Genomic DNA, 18,657 nt, shown 5'->3' with positions numbered 1-18,657 from the left:
CGGCCGGCGAAGGCGCCGGCCGGGCGGCGCTGCTCGCTCGCGACCGTGGAGAGGTGACATCCCGTGGCTCCCGATTCCACGAGCCCGGCGACTCCCCGCTCGTCATCCGATCCGGACGGCCGTGGCCGCCTCGTCGTGGCAGGCGCTGAGGAGCCACGGGCAGATGACCGAGGACGCGGGCGCCTTCCTGCCGGGCATCGCGCACGCCGAGCGGCTCAGCGGTGGCTTCGCCCACGACGTGTGGCGCGTGGCCATGGCCGACGGCCGCTTCTTCGCCGAGCAACGCGTGCTGCGCTACCTGGCCGAGCCGAAGGTCGCCGAGGCGCTCGAGCCCGCCGACCGGGCCGGGCTGGAGCGGATCTGCACCGGCTGCGCGAGCTGGTACCCGTGGCGAGCAGCGTCCTCACCCACGGCGACCTGTGGCACGGCAACATGGTCGCCACAGGGGCGGGCGGGCGGCCTTCATCGACCCCGCCGTCTGCTGGATGTGGGCCGAGGCCGACCTGAGCATGGCCTACAGCACCGGCGGGGTACCGCCGCGCTTCTTCGACGCCTACCAGGAGCTGAGCCCGCTGGCCGCCGGCTGGCAGGAGCGCATGCGCCTGCTCCACCTGCGCGAACTGCTGAGCGTCGTCGCCCACGTCGGTGCGACGCGCGCCGACCTGTCCGAGATCAGGAAGATCGTGCGGAGATACGCCTGGTCTAGGGCGTGTTACGAAAGTCGTTTGGTCCGCTTGTCGGACATGCCTACCCTCTGGCCATGATCCAGATGAGGAATGACGAGTTGCGTGGCTATCAAGTGGGACCAGTACATGCCGAGCTTCGCACGCTCACGGTAAGTGACGACCGTGAAGGTGTGCTCGAAGGGACGCCGCACCTGCACCGTCGCTTTCGTCTGATGGGCATCGAGAAGGCGATGGCAGCGACGCCGCATCTGTATGTGCACGATCTCGACAAGCTCCGAGCCGATACGGAGGGGCGGGTCGAGGAGTGGCTGCCGCGAGAGACGGTTCACGCTCGACTGACGTCATGGTGGAAGCCAGAGGACATTGCAGAGCCTGGACATACGGTGCTCTCGGTGATGTGGTTCCAAACGGCTGCGCAGGATCCCTTCGCCCACCTGGCCACGATCGTGCGTCCCCTGGACTGGACTTCGCTCGCCAAGTTTGTCCCTTTTGAGGACTAAGTGTGGCGTCTCAGGAGGTTGGTTCCACGATGTCCTCGAACGTCAGTTGCTGCGGGACAGTGTCGAGCGGCTCCGGCGGCTGATCGAAGACGACGCGGTAGTCGCTGCCGATGGTTCGACTGATCGGTGGCTTCCCGTCCAGGGCGGCGTGCGGCCGCTCGTGGTTGTAGTAGTTCAGAAAATTTGCGAGGGCAACGCGGCGTTCGTGCTCGGAGCTGTAGCCGCGGACATGGGCCCACTCCCGGGCCAGGGGTGCCGTTATGGCGTTCCACCTTCCCGTTCGTCCGTGGCGTGTAGGGCCTGGCGCGCTTGTGCTTCGTGCCGGCCTTCGAGAGGGCGTCGGCCCAGGTCCGGGAGCGGTGGCAGGAGCCGTTGTCAGTGAGCACGCGGCGGATCGGCGTGATGTCGTGGGCGGCGAAGAAGGCGGCCCGGTGCCAGAAGGCGACCGCGGTGACGGCCTTCTCATCGTCCAGGGCCTCGGTGTAGGGGAGCCGGGAGTGGTCGTCGAGCGCCGAATGCAGGTACGTGTATCCGACCTTGCCGGTGCCCGGACCGGTGCGTTTGGAGGCGCGGGCGGAGTCGGTTCCGACGCCGTGCAGCCGCTGTAGGTCGGCGGCAAGCCGGGCTGGTCCGTGCTTGGTCTGCCGCCGCAATGCCTCCACCAGGTCAGCGATGTCCTCGGGGGTGCGGGCAGGGCTGCTGGTGGCGCTCCTGGACTCGGCGGCCGCGTTCACCGGGAGCCCTGGGATCTCAAGGCTCCCGCGTGAGCGGCTGTGCGTGGCGTCAGCGTGCGAACTTCTCGATGGCCGCCGGGGTGACGGGGGTGAAGAAGTTGACGAGGTTGCCGTCGGGGTCGCGGAACAGCAGCGACCGGTTGCCCCAGGGCATCGTGGTGGGCTCGCTGACGAAGTCGGTGACGAAGCCGGTCAGGTTCTGGTGAACGCGGTCCACGTCGTCGACGAGGAACTCGGTGATCACGCTGTGGTTGTCCGCCGGGCGGGCGGAGCCCGGGGCGAACAGCGGGACGGTGCGGGTGCCGGCGATCGCGAGGGTGGCGCCCGCGGTCTTGAGTTCGGCGAAGTCCTCGGTGGCCCACATCGCCCGCACCTCCGTGGCTCGCTCGTAGAACTCGACGAGGCGCGCTACGTCGCTGGTGATGATGCGGATCGAGACGAAGTCCATGGGGATCTCCTTGGCTGTGATGGAGGCGTGCACGTCGCAGGCTAGGAGAAATACTGGACAGAATCAGTCCTGTATTCGCGTTAGGCTGCGAACATGCCTCGACCCACCGGCCGCGTGCTGACACTCCTGGAGCTGCTGCAGTCGGGCGGCACCCGGACGGTGGCCGAACTCGCCGACCGGCTCGGCGTCGAAGGGCGCACCGTGCGGCGGTATGTGGACCAGCTGATCGACCTGGACGTGCCCGTGGAGTCGGTGCGCGGCCGCTACGGTGGGTACCGGCTCGCCCCCGGGTACCGCTTGCCTCCGCTCATGCTCAGCGACGACGAGGCGCTGGCCGTGCTGCTCGGCCTGGTCGCCGGCCGCCGAGCAGGGTTGACGACGGCGGAGCGCACGGCGAGCGAGACGGCATCGGCGAAGATCCGGCGGGTGCTGCCCAAGCACCTCGCCCGTCGGCTGGACACGCTCCTGGAAGCTCTCGCCTTCACGGATCAGCCCGGCGAGTTCGCCACCCCGGACGCTGGAGTCCTGCTCACCATCGCCGATGCGGTGCGCCACCGCCGACCGGTCTCGATCCGCTACACCGACCGCGACGGACGGCGCAGCGAACGCACGCTGCACGCGTACGGGGTCGTCGCTCATGCGGGCCGGTGGTACGTCACGGGCAAGGACCCCGACATCGGCGAGGACCGAACCTTCCGGCTCGATCGCATCGCAGACGCGAGGACCCTGCCCGGCTCATTCGAGGCGCCCGTGGGTCCCGATCCGGCGCAGCGCGTGTTGTCAGGGTTCGCCACGGCTGAGTACCGGCATGAGGTGACCTTGCGGATCCACGGGACAGTTGAGCAGATCCGCGCCCACCTTCCCGCCAGCGTCGCGAGCCTGGAGGAGCACGCGCCCACGGCAGACAATGACCGGGCGACCGAGCGCTGGCTGCGCGTCGAACTACGGGCGGAGCGGCTCGACTGGTTGCCTCCGGCACTCGCCTCACTCGACTGTCCGTTCGTCATCGAGCGCCCCGATGAACTGCGCGACCTCGTCATCGCGCTCGCCGATCGCCTCGCGTCCTACGCCCGCCAAGCCTGACGGCGAGGAACCGGCGGTAGCTGCCGTCACCGGGGGCGATGAAGTCCCACCGGCGGGCATGACCGTGGACCACGACGAATTCTTCCGCGAGCAACGTGAGCCGGAAGCCGCGGAATGGGCTGCTCGCCGACCCCGTATACCTTGGCCGACAGGTCTCCCACAGGCATTTCCTGCACTGGTCGTACGGCGACGCGACGACCAGTGCGGGACCGGCGGTGGCCTTCTCCGGTCCACCGCATCTGCGCCGGCACCCCCTACGACATCAGAAGGCGGCATCAGCGCTCGACCACCTCAGCCCGACGGAGTAGGAGCAGTCAGCAACCCCGCGGGTCGACGCAGCCGGCGGCCAGCTCGTTCGGGGCGTCAGGGAGCGTCACCGACCTGACGACCTTGCGCGTGGGAAGGTCGATGGCGTGCAGCCGCCTGGCCGCGGGCTCGCTCACGTAGGCGGTGCCGCCCCGCACGTGGATGGCCGGACGGGGCTGCTGCCACTCCAGCGGCTCCGTCCACGCGCCCATGACCTTGATCTTCTCCACGACCGTGCCCTTGACCGGGGCGATCACGTGCACGGCTCCGTCGGTGCCGAGCACCAGCGCCTCGCCCTCCGGGCCGCGGGCCAGCGACCTGAACGTGTAGCTGGTGCCGAGCGGCACCAGCTTCAGCGCGCCCTTCTCGGTGTCGATCAGCGAGACCTGCTCCGGCCGTTCCAGCTCGGCGTCGCGGTCCTTCTTGTAGTCGCCCAGCACGATCGGCGAGGTGTCGGAGCCCGCCTGGTTGCCGATCCTGCCGTACTCGTCCGGGCCGGCGATCTTGGTGATCTTGCCGTCCTTGTACAGCAGCACGCCGTCCTCGCAGCCGATCACCACGGCCTCGTTCTCGGCCGTGGCCTCGCCGTGCACACCAGGGCAGTCCTCGCTGCGGGCGATCTCCTTGCGCTCGCGGTCGAGGACGAGAATGCCGAGCCGCTTCTCCTCCGTGCCGAGCGTGACCACGAGCTCGCCGTTCTCCAGCTCGATGGCGACGCCGTGGTGCGGGGCCGCCGCCTTGTACACGCTGCTCGGCGGCAGGCCGTCGCCGAGCCGCCGCGGGTCGAAGCTGATGACCTGCCCGGTCCCGTCGGAGAACAGCACGGTACGGCCCGCGTGCCGGACGACGTGGCCTGGCTTGGCGCCCGCGAACTCGTCCGGCGTCAGCTCCGCGGAGACCGCGTCGAGCACGCGGAACCCGGTGGCCGTCGAGACGAGCACGTGGCGACCGTCACCCGCCGGGTTCACACGGTTGAAGCCCGGCAACGGGATGGTCCTGGCGAGCTCGAGCGTCTGCCCGTCGAGCACGTGCAGGCCGCCGTCGAAGGTGACGACCAGCGGGTCGGCCACGGTCAGCGCCGGGCCGGGCGGCGTGGGGGTGGCCGATGCGGGCGCGGCCACCGGCGCGGCGGCCGGCCGCGCCGCGCAGGCCGACAGGAGGAGTCCGGCGGTGAGCAGGGCGGGGATCGTGATTCGCATGTCTTCCTTCAGTGAGTGAGAGCGTCGGCGATGGCTGTGGCGTTGGCGCGCATCATCTGCGTGTACGTGGGAGCGCCTCCTTGGGCGTCGGTGAGGGACTCGGAGACCAGCTCGACGATCCGCACCCGCAGCCCGGCCTGCTCGGCCATGACCCGGGCCAGGCGGTCGGGTTGCGAGGAGTCGGCGAAGACCGCGGGCACACCGGCCGCGCGGACCGCGTCGGACAGCGACTTCAGGTCGGAGGCGCTGGGGGAGGCGAGCGTGGTGCCGCTGGGGATCACGGCGCCGACGACGGTGAAGCCGTAGCGCTCGGCGAAATAGCCGAAGACGTGATGGTTGGTGACCAGCTTTCGCCGCTCGGGCGGGATGGCCGCGAACCGGGCCGCCATCCAGGCGTCGAGCTCCTCCAGTTGCCTGCGGTAAGCGGCCGCGTTCGCGCGTACAGCGACGGCGTCGACGCCCTCGACCTCCGCGATGACTCGATCGGCGATCAGGTCGACGGCCCTGGCCATCCGGCGGGGGTCGGTCCAGAAGTGCGGGTCGAGCTGCCCGGACTGGCCGTCGGCCCGGTAACGGAGCGGGTCGACGCGCTCGCCCACGGCCAGCGACGGCACCCCGGCTTCACACGCCGCCTGGACGTGGCGCAGCACGCCTTCCTCCAGGCCGAGACCGTTGTAGACGAGCAAAGCCGCCCGCTCGATCCGCGCGGCCTGCCGCGCCGAAACACCGAAGGAGTGCGGGTCGGCGTCCGGCCTCATCAGCACGCTCACCGTGGCCTCGGCGCCGACGATCTGGCGGGTGACGTCGCCGAGGATGTTCGTGGTGACGACGACGCCCGAGCGCGCGCCGCCGTCGCAGCCCGTCAGGAGCACGGCGACCAGCGCCACGAGCGTGGCGAACAGGGGAATCCTGGTCATCGGCCGGTCTCCACCATGTACGTCGGACGGAAGTCGAGGGTGAAGGTGCGGGCGCGGCGCAGGCGGTCGTTGTAGTCGATCTCGTGCACGGCCCGCCCGGCCGGGTCGTTGACGTAGGCGCGGGTGGTGTCCACCTGGATGGACCCGCCTCCGCCGCCGCTCAGCGGCTTGGTGCTCGCGATCCGCTTGCCGGATCCCGGATCGAAGGCGTGCAGCACGCCACCGGCGTCGAGCGTCAGCACCGGCGAGCCCGCCCCTGCCGTGTTGACCGCCACCATCGGGCCGGTCTCGAGGAGCTTCCACGCCTTCGCGGAGACGTCGAGCAGCCAGGTCCCCTTGGTGCCGGCCCGCGCGGTGAGCGTCGTACTGCCCGGCCGGTGACTGAACGCGGTGGCGCGCGGCGCCTTCGCCGGGTACCCGATCTTCTCAGCGGTGAAGCCACCCTTCCCTGTGACGTTCCCGCTGATCAGCAGGGCGCCGTCCGCGCAGCCGAACACCGCCCCGCGTCGCGTCACCGCGTGCCCTCGTGGCTCGCGGCACGGCTCGGCCAGCCTGGCGACGGGCGCGCCGTCCCGGCGGCGCACCTCGACCGCGTCGCCCCGCGCGACCAGCAGCCGCTCCGCGTACGGCACCGCCAGCACAGCACCGGCCTGGCTCGTGTGCGTCACCTCGCCCTTCTCCAGGCGGGCGCGGTCGAGAACGAGCGCGGCGCCATCGGCGAAGGACAGCGCGGTGACGGCGGTGTCACCGGCGGCGGCCGGCTGTCCGCCTCCGGAGACGGTTCCGACCAGCCGTGGCCGCGCCCGGTAGTAGTGGACGTGGTCGCCGTGGTCCACGGTCCAGGCGCCGCTGTCCACGATGTGCGTGGCCGCCGACGTGGACAGGTAGGCGAAGCGGCCGTCCCCGGTGATCGCCTCGACGTCCTTGACGGTGCCGAGACTCTCGACCTCGCCGGTGATCAGGTCGAGGACGCGCACGCCGCCTGTTCCGCTGTCGGCCAGCACCAGCCGCGACTGCGCCTCGGCGCTCTCCTCGGCGCCTGCGACGTACCCGTGCGGCACCGCCTCGTGCGTCTCCTCGCGCACGGTGTGCCCGGCGCAACCGGCCACCGCGATCACGGCCAGCGCGACGAACACCTCCCTGCCTCCTCCACGGCCTCCTCCGCGGCCTCCTGCACGGCCTCCTGCACGGCCTCCTGCACGGCCTGCCCCACCGCCTTCTCCACCGCCTTCTCCGCGCCCGGACGCGCGGCCGCGGCCTGCCTGGAGTGCGGGCGCGCCGGATGTCGTGGACCCGGGTGTGCGGCCGGCGGACGGCGTCGCCGCCTGCCGCCTCATGCCGACCGCCCCGGACGCGGGAGCGCGGGAAGCCCTGGACGCAGGCTCGAGGCCAGCGCCGATGCGAAGAACAGGGCCACGGCCACGGCGGCGATCGTGGCGCCCGCCGCGGTGCCCAGGTGCCACGAGAGCACGAGCCCGCACACCGTGGCCAGGGCACCGATCAGCGCCGCGCCCAGCATGATCACCGGGATGCGTCGCGCCCACAGCGCCATGGCCGCGGGCGGCGCGACGAGCAGGCCGAACACCAGCAGGGTCCCGACCACGTGGAAGGAGGCCACGATGGCCAGCGTCACCAGCCCGACCAGCAACGCCTGCGACAGGCGTGGGCGCAGACCCAGCGTGGACGCCTTGCGCGGGTCGAAGGCCAGCGCGACGAAACAGCGGTGCCCCAGCACGGCGAGCGCGACGGCGATCACCAGCGCGGCCGCGAGCAGCCGCAGGTCCTGTGCCCTGACCGCCAGGACGTCGCCGAACAGGAACGCGGTGAGGTCGACGGCGAAGGACTCGGCGTGCGAGACGATGATCACTCCCAGGGCGAGCATGCCGGCGAACAGCAGTCCGATGCTCGTGTCCTGGGACAGGCGCGGCGACCTGCTCAACACCGTCACTCCCAGGGCCATCGCGACCGCGCTGAGCGCGGCGCCCGCCAGCAGGTTGCCGCCGGTCAGCGAGGCGAGCGCCACGCCGGGCAGCATGCCGTGCGACATCGCGTCGCCCAGGAAGGCCATGCCGCGTAACACCACCCAGGTGCCGGCCAGCGCGCAGATCGACGAGACCAGGACTCCGGCCCACAGGGCATGACGCACGAAAGCCACCTCAAACGGATCAAGGAGGTATTCCATGGCGACACACCCTACAATGAAAACCGTTATCGATTTCAAGGAGGTTGATGTGGCAGTCGTCCTGCGCGCACTCAGTGCCGGCTACCGGCGCCGGACGGTGCTGCACGAGATCACGGCGAGTCTGCCCGGCGCCGCCGTGACAGCCGTCGTCGGGCAGAACGGCTCAGGCAAGTCGACGCTGCTTGCCGTACTGGCCGGAGTCGTCAAGCCTTCAGCGGGCTCGATCGAGCACGCCAGCCGCCGGATCGGCTTCGTCGTGCAGCGCAGCGCCGTCTCCGACACCCTGCCGATCACCGTGCGCGAGACCGTGGCGATGGGACGCTGGAGCCACCGTGGTCCCTGGCGGCGCCTGTCACGTCACGACTGGGCGGTCGTCGACGACTGCATGGCCAGGCTGGACGTGCTCGACCTGGCCAGGCGTCCGCTCGGCGAGCTGTCGGGCGGTCAGCGGCAGCGGGTGCTCGTCGCCCAGGGCTTGGCGCAGGAGCCCGACCTGCTCCTCCTCGACGAGCCCGAGTCGGGACTCGACGCCGCGGCCCAGCGGCGCATCGCCGGCGTCATCGCCGAGGTGGCCGCCTCCGGTATCACGGTCGTCCAGGCCACCCACGACCTCGCGGCCGCGTTCCGCGCCGACCACTGCCTCCACCTGGAAGACGGCAGGCTGCGTGAAGCCCCGTAGGACCGCCGGCGTGTACGCGCGGCGCCGGGACGAGCCATGCTCGCGCAGCCGGTGCCCGGCCTGGGGGGCGGGTCTGGCCTGCGGCGTCACGGTCGGCCTCGCCTCGCATCTCCTCGCCTCACCTCACCGAGCCGGCCCCGGCCGACCGGACTTGATCGAGCAAGGCGGTTACGCTTCCGGCAATGGACGCAATCTTCCCGCCCAAGCTGAACAGAGGCGACGTCATACGAGTGGTGGCACCGGCCAGGTCCCGCGCATTGGTGACGGAGCACGACCACACCGACATCATCGAAGCCCGCTTCGCCGATCTCGGCGTGACGCTGTCCTACGGTCGCCATGTCGACGAACGGGACGCCTTCGACTCCTCCGGCATCGCCTCTCGGGTCGCCGATCTGCACGAGGCGTTCGCGGACCCCTCGGTCGCAGCGATCATGACGGTGATCGGCGGCTACAACTGCAACGAGCTCCTGCCCTTCCTGGACTGGGAACTGATCCGCGCCAACCCGAAGATCCTGTGCGGATACTCCGACATCACAGCCCTGCAGAACGCCATCCTGGCCCGGACGGGTCTGGTCACCTACTCGGGGCCGCACTGGTCGACGTTCGGGATGCGCGATCACTTCGAGCAGACCTTGCAGTGGTTCACCGACGTGGTGTTCGGCGGCGCTCCGGTCACCCTGACCCCGGCAGCCGAGTGGAGCGACGATCTGTGGTTCCTCGACCAGGACAAGCGTGACCTGATCCCCAACGAGGGGTGGTGGCCGATCCGGTCGGGCACCGCCGAGGGAAGAATCGTCGGCGGCAACCTCTGCACCCTCAACCTGCTGCAGGGCACCCCCTGCATGCCCTCGCTCGACGGCGCGATCCTGATCGTCGAGGACGACTTCGAATCGCATCCGGCGACCTTCGCCAGGGACCTGACCTCACTCCTTCAGCTTCCCGACGCCGCCGGCATCCGGGGGCTGGCGATAGGGCGCTTCCAGAAGGCCAGCAACATGACCCGCCCGCTGCTGGAACAGATCGTCGCCGGCCAGCCGTCGCTGGCGGGCGTCCCCGTGCTCGCCAACCTCGACGTGGGCCACACCTACCCCTTGGCCACGTTCCCGATCGGGGGTACGGCCCGGCTCACCGTCGACGGCGACGAGGCCGGCCTGATCTTGCGGCATCACTGACGCGGCCACGTCGGCCGGGCGCATGGTCGGCGTGGTCGCCGACGTACGGCCGGCTGGTGGAGGAATCCTGGGGGAGGGCGTGGGACGATCTCGAAGTGATCGGTCACATCGGGATCAACGTGCCGGACCTTCCGACAGCGAAGGCGTACTACGACGAGATCATGCCGCTGGTGGGCTTCGAGGAGTTCTTCAGCGCCGCCGACGAGTTCTCCTACCGCCCGGCCGACGGCAAGCGCGGCACGTACCTGTTCGTCTATCGGGCTCTCGGGGACGGCGACTACTCGCGGCACAGGACCGGACTTCAGCACATCGCCTTCATGGTGAAGACCCGGTCGGCCGTGGACGCGGTGCACGCCCGCGCGGTCGGGCTCGGCGCCACGGTGCTGCACGAGCCACGGCACTTCCCCGAGTACCCGCCGCCCTACTACGCGACCTTCTGGCTCGACCCCTTCGGGATCATGCTGGAAGCCGTGTGCCACCACGATCGGGACTGACCGCGGCAGGTGCCATGTCGGCCGACGGCGCAGCCCTGCCGCTGTGTTCTGCCGCGTCAAGATCCGGACGGGTGCACTGGTGATCGACCAGCCGGTCACCCGACCGGGCCCCACCGCACACCCCGCCTCGGCAGCGGCCGCTCGATGTCGGCCCACAAAGGCGATTCAGCGCTGGACGAAGTCGCCTCGACTCCGCCCGATCGCCGGCACAAACTCGGATCATGGCGCCCAGAGCAGCGTACGACGAGATCGCCGACTGGTACGAAGCGGAGTTCCTGGCCAGGCAGCAGGATGATCCGCTGGGACTCGGTCGCGCGCTGCGCGATCTGCTCGGGCCGGGCGGCGGGGTGTGCGTCGAGGTGGGGTGCGGCACCGGTGTGCACGCCGCCGCGGTGCGCGAGCTCGGCTGGACACCGGTGGGCCTCGACCTGTCCGCGGGGATGTTGCGGCACGCGAGGGCTCGGCTGCCGGTCGCGCTCGCCGACGCCGAGCGGCTGCCGATACGCGACGGCGCCGTGCCGGCGGTCATCGCCATGATGGTCCACACCGACATGCCGGGGTATCCGGCGGTGCTGCGCGAGGTCGCCAGGATCCTCCAACCCGGTGGCGTGTTCGTGCACGTCGGCGTGCACCCGTGCTTCTGCGGCGGGTTCGCCGATCGCGGCGACCCGGAGGCGGTGGTGATCCGTCCCGGCTACCTCGACGGGCACTGGACCAAGGCGTCGTGGACGGACCAGGGGGTGCGGGACAAGGTCGGTGCCACGCACCGTCCGCTGCCGGAGCTGCTGCACGCCTTCCTCGACGCGGGCCTGACGCTCGACCGCTTCGCGGAAGGCGGCAGCCCGGCTCCGGTCATGTTCGCGATCAAGGCCCGCAACGGCGACCGCCCCGCATGACCCGTAGGGCGCGGTCGGCGGCCGCCACGCGGTACGGCGTCGCGATCTCCGTCCTGTTCACGGCCGGCGGCGGATCAGATACCGGACGTGGGGCGTCTCCAGCCACTCGTCATCGAGCTCCCTGCCGACGAGCCGGGCGATGGCGGCGAGAGCCGTCGCGATCATCTCCTCCGTGGGCGATCCCATGTTTCCGGGGACGTCCCAGTCGGTGGGCATCCGCAGGCCCCGCCGCGTGTTCTCGCAGCGGGATGAGGATCTCCTCCAGCGGCACGGAGAACGTGGGCCGGCCGTCGATCGCGTACTCCACCCGGTGCGGGCGCGGCCAGTGCCTGCCGGATTCCGGTGGCGCCTCTCCGCGGGCCCCGCCGGAACGCGGCGCCGATCAGGGCGCATGGCCCTCGGCGATCCAGCGGGCGAACAGGTCGACGTGCTCGGCGGGCCAGGCGCCGTCGCAGGGCATGCTGGCCTTGCGGAGCCGGGCCAGGATGGCGTCGGCGTGCCGTACGACGTCTTCGTGGGACCACAGGTCGAAGACGACGCTCATCGACCTGCGGTCCATCTCGCGGAACAGCGGCTTGATGTGGTCGGCGAAGCCGACCGGCTCGTCCGATGCGGGAAGGTGCACCTCCGTCCTCTCGACGGGCGGGGCCAGCGCGGAGACGCGCGAACCCGGTCTGGCCTCGCACACCCACCACCATTGCGGTACCGGCATGTGCGGGGGCGGTGTCGCGCCGGGCTGCGAGTTCTCCAGCGCGATCCTGGAGCCCCATTCGATGTAGGCGGCGAACGCGGCACGGAACTCGGGATCGGTGGGCAGGCCCGCGTCGTCGGCGGCCCGGCTGATGAGCTGCGCCCAGCGGGACCGCCACTGTTCGGTCAGCGCCTTGCCCGCGTGCTCGGCGACCATGTGGTCGTAGCCGCCGTACTGCTCCGTGTAGAGCTTGGGGCCGCCGAAGGTCTCGGCGAGCCAGGCGGCGACACGCTGGGGATGGTCCGGCGACATCCGGGCGAACAGCGGCCCGAGCAGGTCGTCATGCGGCACGTACTTCTCGTAGAAGATGCGGGTCATCCGCGTCAGGGCGGGCAGCCCGCCGGCCCACTCGAACAGCGTGGGCTCCTCGGAGAGCGGCGGGTCGGCGAAACCGACGTGGTAGTGCATGCCGCTGCAGATCGGCTTGTTCCGCGAGTGGCCGCACCGGCAGAGGCTGTAGTGCTCCCTGGAGTCGTCGCCGTCGAGCGGGATGCCGCCGGTGATCCGGTACGGGCCGTCCTTGGACACCTCGATCGCGGGCTCGCGTGGCGGGACGGGGGCCGTCCCACCGTCGATCGCCTGCCCCAGCGCGCCCGACGGGCAGGCCCGTACGGCGCGGACGATCTCGTCGGCCCTGCCGCCGCTGGGCGCCACGAACGGCTCCTCACCAACCCGGAACACGGTGGGCAGCCGGTCGGTGCAGAAGCCCGAGTGGGCGCAGATGCCGCGGTTGTCGAGCACGGTGACCTGCACGCCCTCGTAGGACTCCTGCCGGTCGGGCACCCGGGCGGGATCCTTGTCGCCCTTGAACCCGATGTGGGCGTGGCTGCCGTCGCACAGCGGCTTGACGGCGGAGGCGCCGCATCGGCACAGGGCCATCTGCGGGAACGTCTGGATGGGCTCGCCCAGCCAGTTGGTGATCTTCGTGGGATTGGTGACCAGGTACGGCCCGTCGACCGCGACGTCGATCCGTGTCTCCAGATCGCCTTGGAGGTTGGCCAGTTCCTCGATCCTGGCCGCCATGGCCGCGGCGTCCTCCGCGAACAGGCAGGCCAGGTGCTGTAACGCGGCCGTGGCCTCGATCAGGCCCTCAGGAGCTCCTGGCCGGGCGCGCAGCCGCGTGGCGTCCTTGGCCAGTTCCCACAGCCGCTCGGCGGGCGAGCCGGTCTCGGTGACCTCCGGCTCCGTCCCGACCTCGAGCCCCGCCATGGACTCCCGGTCCGGTCCCGTCGCGGCTTCCTCGACGGCGGCGGCGAGGGGCCGGATCACCGTTTCGGCCAGCGGCTCGCCGGGCGCCAGGTCGCGGTTGAGCAGGCGCGCCCGCGCCAGCAGGGCGGCCGTGCTCATCGTGCCCCGAACAGCGCGGTGTAGTGCTTCATCTCCTCGATCTGCGAGAAGAAGGGCTTGACCGCGGTGAAGAACTCCCCGAACCGGGCGCTGCGGCGAAAGCCCTGCTCGTGCCCCTCGACCGAGTCCCATTCGATGCGGACGGTGTAGTGCTCGGGCTCCTCGACGCCGCGGGCGATCTCGTAGGCCAGGCAGTGCGGGTCGGCGTCGAGGACGCTCGACGCCGTCTTGTACGCCTGCTCGAACTCCCCGGCCCGGTCGGATGGAACGGTGTATCGGATGTACTCGATGACCACGATAGAACCTCTTCAGTACTGTGGTGCGAGACGAACTTTCATTACATTACAGCATTGTAATGAAACTAGGGGCTGGATCATGACACGAAGGATCGGACGAGCGCGGGACTCCTCCATCGACGACCGGATCCTGGCCGTCGCCCGACGGCATCTGTCGGTGTACGGATACGAGCGCATGTCGCTGGCCGCCGTCGCTCAGGAGGCCGGCACCACCCGTCCAGCCCTGTACCGCCGCTGGCCGGGCAAGGCCGAGCTCGCCGCCGCGGCGGTCGCGAGCATGGCCGAGGAGGAGGAAACGAGCCCGCCGCGGGATCCCTACACCGCCCTGGTGGCCGAACTCGCCGACTTCGAGCGCGGGGTCTCCAGGCCAGGCAGGCTCTCGCTCGTCGGCAGCATGCTCCAGGACACGACGCAGCCCGAGGTCCTGGCCCGCTACAGGGCGCGCGTGGTGGCCCCGCGACGACGCCGCCTCCTGGCCATCCTCCAGGCCGCCAAGGACGGCGGCCTCATCGACGCGGACGCCGACCTGGAGGTCGCCGTCACCATGTGCACGGGAAGCTGGTACGGCCGCGCGCTGGCCGAGTCCACCCCGCCGCCGCGCTGGCCGGAACGTACCGCGGCCCTGGTCTGGCGCGCCCTCGGCGGCCGGTGACGACCGGCTCTGCGAGGGCGCGGGGCGGCGGTGCCCGCGGGGCGGCCAGGCCTTCAGCGTCTACCGCTTCTTCTTGCTACTGCTATTTCGGCCGACCGAGATCACTTTCCCGGTCTCGTTGTTCTTGACAACCCAGATTCTTGCGGATCGCCCGTCACGCTGGGCTGGTGACCGCGGCCGCCGGGCGGGTGGCCGCGGTCCCCTCGGTCAGCGGAGGTTGAACGCGCGGAGGGTGGTCTGCCTGACGCGGTTGCCCGCCGCGTCCCACGCCTCCACCTTCAGGCTCACCGCGCCCTTGGTGGCGCGGTAGGCCGGGTACCTCGCGCCGGCGGTGTAGACGCCATCCCGGCTCCGCTTGAGGTCGGCGGGCTGCCAGGTGGCGCCGTCGTCGGTGCTGGTCCACAGCCGCACGCCCGAGATCGCCGGCATCTTCGCCGCCGACGGCCCGTGGTAGGCCTCCAGCTCGAACGTGTGCCTGCGCCCGGCCGCGACGGTGTTCGCGGCGGACAGGCTGTCACCGAGGTCGTAGCTGACGTAGACCGCCGGGGTGGTGCGGCACTGCTCGACCAGCCCGTCCACGAACCAGGCGTAACAGTTGGAGCCCGGCCTCAGCTGCTCCTTGGCCGGCGGCGCGGTGAACGTCCACTCGATGTCCTGCAGGTCGTTCTTGGCCGTCAGCCGGTAGACGCCCTGCTCCTTGGGCAGAGGGTAGCGCGGCAGCGTGTCGAACCCCGGCAGAGGGGCGTTCGGGATCTCCTTGCCGTCGCGGTACAGGTGCAGGTCGTACTGGGGCGCCAGGTCGCCGAACGCGACGCCGTCGTCGCGCCGTTCCCCGACCCCGCTGACCATGGACGGCGTCACCCACAGGTTGCCGTCGTGCATGCAGATCGCGCACGGCACCCCGATGACGAGCTGCTGGAGCGGGGCCGCGTCCGGGTCGCCGCCGAGCGCGTACAGCTTGTCGGAGGCCGTCGAGGCGCCCGGCGTGCTCGGGGTGGCGAACCACTGCTGGCGGGTGCTGCCCGGCCGGTCGAAGACGTCGGCGCGGTATCGGGTCTCCTGGACCTCCGCGCCGGGTTCGGACGTGACGAGAGCGGACATGCCCGCCTCGCTCACGATCTTGGGGTCGAGCGGCCAGACCCACTGCGACCTGCGCTCCGGCATGGGGTAGGCCCATTGCAGGATGTTGGTGTTGGTCACCGCGTAGGAGATGTCGTCGGTCTTCCACGTGCTGCGCCAGTTCATGTACTTCGTGTACGGCCCGGCGTGCATATCGAAATCGACCCGGTGCAACTGGCGCTCGGTCACCTCGTACCGCATCGAGTCCGGGACGCGCCCGTCGACGTACGGCTTGAACACGTAGGAGTACGGCGTGTTCGGCGTGCCCTCGACCCGGATGGTCACCGGGCCGCGACCGGCCTCCTGGCGGATCTTCGTGCCTTCGGCGTTGGAGACGTAGGCCACGGGGATGTTGACCGGCTTGAACGGCCCGCTGAACGGCTTCTGCGTGATCTGCAACGGGATCGGGCAGGCGGAGGCCCGCTCGTTGAAGGCCAGGACGCCGGCGGCGCCCGCGTCCCTGATCGGGTCCACGCGCTCGATCTGCAGGCCGCACGCCGTCCCGAAGATCCCCTCGGCGGGCTCGGCGTCGATCAGCACGAGCGCGCCGCGCAGGTCCTTGCCCGCGAGGTCCTCGGGACGGCCCTTGCCGGCGTCGACCACCCGCAGGTCCTTGGTGCCCTCGAACGGGACGTACCCGGGGTGTATCTCGCCCGCGTCGATCGTGTGGACCCGGGAGACCGGGTGCAGGGTCGTGCGCCTGGGCGTGCGCATGGTCATGGTGACCTCGGGCACGCCCAGCTCCCACTGGCCGGTGAAGCGGAAGCCGCCCTTGGTGACCTTCTTGGTCGGCAGCGCCCACACCTTCTCCCATCCGCCGAGCGGGCGGCCCGCCAGGAGCGTGCCGCCGAAGACCTTGCCGTTCGGCAGGGTGCGCTGGAAGAAGACGTCGTAGGTGTTGTTCAGCGGCTGCGCGGTCTTCGGGGCGCTGAAGCTGATCTCGGTGGCCTTGCGGGCGTCGAGGGTGATTTCGGTGTCGCCGGTGACGGTCAGCTCGGGCTCGAACAGCCAGGCCCGGTTGGCGCGGTCGTCGCCGTCCACCCAGTCGAGCACCTGCAGCAGGCTGACGGTGCCCGCCGGGACCCGGGTGACGACCAGGCCCTCGTCGTCGATGCGGCTGGGGCCGAGTTCGCCCTTGGTGCCCTCGACGTCGAGCACGCTCATGGCCGTCGGGGTGCGCGGCCTGCCGTCCCGGTCCAGGGTGCGGATGGTCAGGTCGTACGTGGGGACGTCACGTACCGCGCCGAGCGGCGTGGTGAGCCGCACGCCGTCGGCCTCGGCCGTCACGGCCCCGCTGTAGGTCCCGACGGCGAGCTCGGCCGGGTCGAGGGTGACAGTGGTGCCGGCCGTGCCGCCGGCGGGGACGGTCAGCGTCGCGTCGGCGAGGACCGGCTTCGCACCCCCGCTCATCGCGACCTTCAGCGTGAGCGTGACGGGCTGGTCGCCCAGGTTGCGGTAGGAGATCTGGCCGGTCTTCGGCGCGCTGCCGCCCTCCAGCAGGCCGAAGTCCACGCCGCCGCTGTCGGCGAACACCTGATGCCGGGTCGCGCGGTCCAGGTCCACCCGGCCGGCGCCCTGCTCGTAGACCGTGAAGCCGTCGTCCTTGGAGGTGGACATCAGGGCGGTCTTGAGCTGCCGGCCCGTCCAGTCCGGGTGCTGCTGGGCCAGGATCGCGGCGGCGCCGGCCACGTGCGGCGTGGCCATGGAGGTGCCCGAGGCGCCGGTGTAGTGCTCGTCCACCGGGGAGCCCATGGCGGTGCCGGCCGCCCGCGCGGCCACGATGTCCACGCCGGGCGCGGCGATGTCAGGCTTGAGCCCGCCGCCTGGGCGCGGCCCGCGGCTGGAGAACGCGGCGAGCTGGTCCTTCTTGTCCACCGCGGCCACGGTCAGCGCGGCGTCGGCCGCGCCGGGCATGCTGATCGTCTCCGTCTCGTACAGGTTGCCCGCGGCGACCACGAACAGCGTGCCGGTCTCGGCGGTCAGGTCGTTCACGGCCTGGCTGAGCGGGTCGGTACCGTCGCTGGGCGGGCCGCCGAGGCTCATGCTGACGGCCTTGGCGCCGCTGCGCGCAGCCCACTCCATGCCCTCGATGATCCACGACTCCTGGCCGGAGCCGGTGTTGTCGAGCACCTTGCCGACGACGAGCTGCGCGCCGGGGGCAACGCCCTTGTACCTGCCGCCCGAGGCCGCGCCGGTGCCGGCGATGGTCGAGGCGACGTGCGTGCCGTGCCCGTGCCCATCCTGGACGGGCAGGTCGGGGACGAACGACTTGCTGTCGGCGATCTTCCCGGCCAGGTCGGGGTGGCCGGTATCGGCGCCGGTGTCCAGGACGGCGATCTTGACGCCGGTCCCGTCCTGGCCGCGCTCCCACGCCTGGTGGGCGCCGATCATGGGGACGCTGACGTCCAGGTCGGCCTTGACCTTGGCGTCCAGCCAGAGCCTGGCGATGCCGCCGCGCAGCGTGCCGGGTGCCTTGGCCAGGCCCTGCCCGGCGGTCCGCGCGCCGCGTACGGCCTCCCAGAACGTGCCCGCCTGGGCCTTGGTGACGTCGAGGGCGGAGGCGTGGATGCTCTCCAACGTCCGGGTGGGGTCGCTGGCGGGGACGGCGGCGGCCGAGCGCTTGACCGCGGCCTCGGTCTGGTCGCTCGGGTATTGCACGATGACCGGCAGCCGCTTGGCGACGTCGTCGGAGTAGCCGTTCTCGGCCAGGTACTTGACGTCGAACAGCCGCCTGTCCACCAGCCCCTCCTGGACGGCGGCGACCGCGTCGTCCGGCAGCACGAAAACGCCGTCCGGGGTGAACTGGGTGAACAGGTTGATCCGGCGGCCGTCCTGGCGCGTGCCGGGGGCCGGCTCGACGCGGTACTGGCCGGCGGCGGACCGGGTGAGCTGGACCTTGTCGCCCGTGATCAGCGTGACGACGACCTTCTGGGCGCGCACCCCGGACAGGGTGACGTCCTTGGCGGCCTGCGCGGGGGCGGCGGGAGCGGCGGGGGAGGGGGCGGGGGTGCCGGGCGTCGCGGCGGTCGCCGGTCCGGTGGTCAGCACGCCGGCGAGCGCGGTGACCGCGGTCAGCAGGACGCCTGTCCGGCGTGCCAGCGGGGGGCGGGGCAGTGCCATGGTGGCCTTTCTGGCGGGGGAAGGGGGTCAGACGGGTTCGAAGCCGTCCGGGGGGCGAGGGGGCTCCGGGGTCTCA

Annotated in this window: 20 protein-coding genes and 1 pseudogene; 8 read left to right on the top strand and 13 right to left on the bottom strand. The window is 71.1% G+C overall.

Annotated elements, in window-relative coordinates; translation table 11 throughout:
* Positions 1–102: 102 nt before the first annotated feature.
* Together ACWEVS_RS32500 and ACWEVS_RS32495 are read right to left on the bottom strand one after the other, a co-directional pair.
* The gene (locus ACWEVS_RS32500) at positions 103–255 is read right to left on the bottom strand and encodes a hypothetical protein (protein ID WP_452554492.1); all 153 of its coding nucleotides are present in this window, start codon (positions 253–255) and stop codon (positions 103–105) included.
* A 39-nt stretch (positions 256–294) separates the two neighbouring features.
* Positions 295–426 carry a hypothetical protein gene (locus ACWEVS_RS32495; protein ID WP_452554491.1) on the bottom strand — a complete coding sequence of 44 codons (132 nt, stop codon included), beginning with the start codon at positions 424–426 and terminating at the stop codon, positions 295–297.
* On the opposite strand from ACWEVS_RS32495, the gene ACWEVS_RS32490 reads away from it, so the two are divergent.
* Both ACWEVS_RS32490 and ACWEVS_RS32485 read left to right on the top strand, forming a co-directional pair.
* The gene (locus ACWEVS_RS32490) at positions 420–764 is read left to right on the top strand and encodes a fructosamine kinase family protein (protein ID WP_452554490.1); all 345 of its coding nucleotides are present in this window, start codon (positions 420–422) and stop codon (positions 762–764) included. The two genes, ACWEVS_RS32495 and ACWEVS_RS32490, sit on opposite strands and share 7 nt — an antisense overlap.
* Complete coding sequence (locus ACWEVS_RS32485; protein WP_452417675.1) at positions 761–1,186, top strand: hypothetical protein; 426 nt, start codon at positions 761–763, stop codon at positions 1,184–1,186. Before ACWEVS_RS32490 ends, ACWEVS_RS32485 begins: the two co-directional genes overlap by 4 nt.
* A 10-nt stretch (positions 1,187–1,196) precedes the next feature.
* Here the strand turns inward: ACWEVS_RS32485 and ACWEVS_RS32480 are convergent, their stop codons facing one another.
* The 3 genes and pseudogenes from ACWEVS_RS32480 to ACWEVS_RS32470 all read right to left on the bottom strand — a co-directional run bounded on the left by ACWEVS_RS32480 (position 1,197) and on the right by ACWEVS_RS32470 (position 2,368).
* Entirely contained in the window at positions 1,197–1,436 is a 240-nt protein-coding gene (locus ACWEVS_RS32480) for an integrase core domain-containing protein (protein ID WP_452554493.1), read from the bottom strand.
* Positions 1,437–1,485: 49 nt separating this feature from the next.
* Positions 1,486–1,848 (bottom strand): annotated as a pseudogene (locus ACWEVS_RS32475) (DDE-type integrase/transposase/recombinase); the annotation flags it as partial.
* 121 nt (positions 1,849–1,969) lie between these two features.
* A complete protein-coding gene (locus ACWEVS_RS32470) occupies positions 1,970–2,368 on the bottom strand; it encodes a VOC family protein (RefSeq protein ID WP_449928109.1) in 399 nt (132 codons plus the stop codon).
* Positions 2,369–2,461: 93 nt separating this feature from the next.
* On the opposite strand from ACWEVS_RS32470, the gene ACWEVS_RS32465 reads away from it, so the two are divergent.
* Entirely contained in the window at positions 2,462–3,451 is a 990-nt protein-coding gene (locus ACWEVS_RS32465) for a helix-turn-helix transcriptional regulator (protein ID WP_452554489.1), read from the top strand.
* Positions 3,452–3,765: 314 nt separating this feature from the next.
* Here the strand turns inward: ACWEVS_RS32465 and aztD are convergent, their stop codons facing one another.
* From aztD to aztB, 4 genes are all read right to left on the bottom strand, one after another.
* Positions 3,766–4,956, bottom strand: a complete 1,191-nt coding sequence (aztD, locus tag ACWEVS_RS32460) for a zinc metallochaperone AztD (RefSeq protein WP_452554488.1) — start codon at positions 4,954–4,956, stop codon at positions 3,766–3,768.
* 8 nt (positions 4,957–4,964) lie between these two features.
* Positions 4,965–5,873, bottom strand: coding sequence for a zinc ABC transporter substrate-binding protein AztC (aztC, locus tag ACWEVS_RS32455; RefSeq protein WP_452554487.1), 909 nt, complete (start codon positions 5,871–5,873; stop codon positions 4,965–4,967).
* On the bottom strand, positions 5,870–7,009 hold the full coding sequence (locus ACWEVS_RS32450) for a hypothetical protein (protein WP_452554486.1): 1,140 nt from the start codon (positions 7,007–7,009) through the stop codon (positions 5,870–5,872). The genes aztC and ACWEVS_RS32450 overlap by 4 nt, the downstream gene beginning before the upstream one ends.
* Positions 7,010–7,206: 197 nt before the next feature.
* Positions 7,207–8,055 carry a zinc ABC transporter permease AztB gene (aztB, locus tag ACWEVS_RS32445; protein WP_452554485.1) on the bottom strand — a complete coding sequence of 283 codons (849 nt, stop codon included), beginning with the start codon at positions 8,053–8,055 and terminating at the stop codon, positions 7,207–7,209.
* A gap of 49 nt (positions 8,056–8,104) precedes the next feature.
* Between aztB and aztA the strand changes: the two genes are divergently transcribed.
* The 4 genes from aztA to ACWEVS_RS32425 all read left to right on the top strand — a co-directional run bounded on the left by aztA (position 8,105) and on the right by ACWEVS_RS32425 (position 11,296).
* Positions 8,105–8,734: a zinc ABC transporter ATP-binding protein AztA gene (gene aztA, locus ACWEVS_RS32440; RefSeq protein WP_452554484.1), complete on the top strand. Its 630-nt coding sequence runs from the start codon at positions 8,105–8,107 to the stop codon at positions 8,732–8,734.
* Positions 8,735–8,916: 182 nt separating this feature from the next.
* Positions 8,917–9,906 carry a S66 family peptidase gene (locus tag ACWEVS_RS32435; RefSeq protein WP_452554483.1) on the top strand — a complete coding sequence of 330 codons (990 nt, stop codon included), beginning with the start codon at positions 8,917–8,919 and terminating at the stop codon, positions 9,904–9,906.
* Positions 9,907–10,001: 95 nt separating this feature from the next.
* Entirely contained in the window at positions 10,002–10,400 is a 399-nt protein-coding gene (locus tag ACWEVS_RS32430; RefSeq protein ID WP_449928093.1) for a VOC family protein, read from the top strand.
* A gap of 221 nt (positions 10,401–10,621) precedes the next feature.
* The gene (locus ACWEVS_RS32425; protein ID WP_452417691.1) at positions 10,622–11,296 is read left to right on the top strand and encodes a class I SAM-dependent methyltransferase; all 675 of its coding nucleotides are present in this window, start codon (positions 10,622–10,624) and stop codon (positions 11,294–11,296) included.
* A 57-nt stretch (positions 11,297–11,353) separates the two neighbouring features.
* Here the strand turns inward: ACWEVS_RS32425 and ACWEVS_RS32420 are convergent, their stop codons facing one another.
* The 3 genes from ACWEVS_RS32420 to ACWEVS_RS32410 all read right to left on the bottom strand — a co-directional run bounded on the left by ACWEVS_RS32420 (position 11,354) and on the right by ACWEVS_RS32410 (position 13,690).
* Positions 11,354–11,512, bottom strand: a complete 159-nt coding sequence (locus tag ACWEVS_RS32420; protein WP_452554482.1) for a hypothetical protein — start codon at positions 11,510–11,512, stop codon at positions 11,354–11,356.
* A 166-nt stretch (positions 11,513–11,678) separates the two neighbouring features.
* Positions 11,679–13,394, bottom strand: a complete 1,716-nt coding sequence (locus ACWEVS_RS32415) for a CDGSH iron-sulfur domain-containing protein (RefSeq protein ID WP_452554481.1) — start codon at positions 13,392–13,394, stop codon at positions 11,679–11,681.
* On the bottom strand, positions 13,391–13,690 hold the full coding sequence (locus ACWEVS_RS32410; protein WP_354912669.1) for an antibiotic biosynthesis monooxygenase family protein: 300 nt from the start codon (positions 13,688–13,690) through the stop codon (positions 13,391–13,393). Before ACWEVS_RS32410 ends, ACWEVS_RS32415 begins: the two co-directional genes overlap by 4 nt.
* 79 nt (positions 13,691–13,769) lie before the next feature.
* Here ACWEVS_RS32410 and ACWEVS_RS32405 point away from each other — a divergent pair, with 79 nt between their 5' ends.
* A complete protein-coding gene (locus ACWEVS_RS32405; RefSeq protein ID WP_449928085.1) occupies positions 13,770–14,342 on the top strand; it encodes a TetR/AcrR family transcriptional regulator in 573 nt (190 codons plus the stop codon).
* A gap of 207 nt (positions 14,343–14,549) precedes the next feature.
* On the opposite strand, the gene ACWEVS_RS32400 is transcribed toward ACWEVS_RS32405, so the two are convergent.
* On the bottom strand, positions 14,550–18,581 hold the full coding sequence (locus ACWEVS_RS32400) for a S8 family serine peptidase (RefSeq protein WP_452554480.1): 4,032 nt from the start codon (positions 18,579–18,581) through the stop codon (positions 14,550–14,552).
* Positions 18,582–18,657: the final 76 nt, after the last annotated feature.

It is taken from the genome of Nonomuraea sp. NPDC003754, assembly GCF_053605785.1.
The sequence above is the reverse complement of the archived record's forward strand: the minus strand, read 5'-3'. Positions and strand labels throughout refer to the sequence as shown.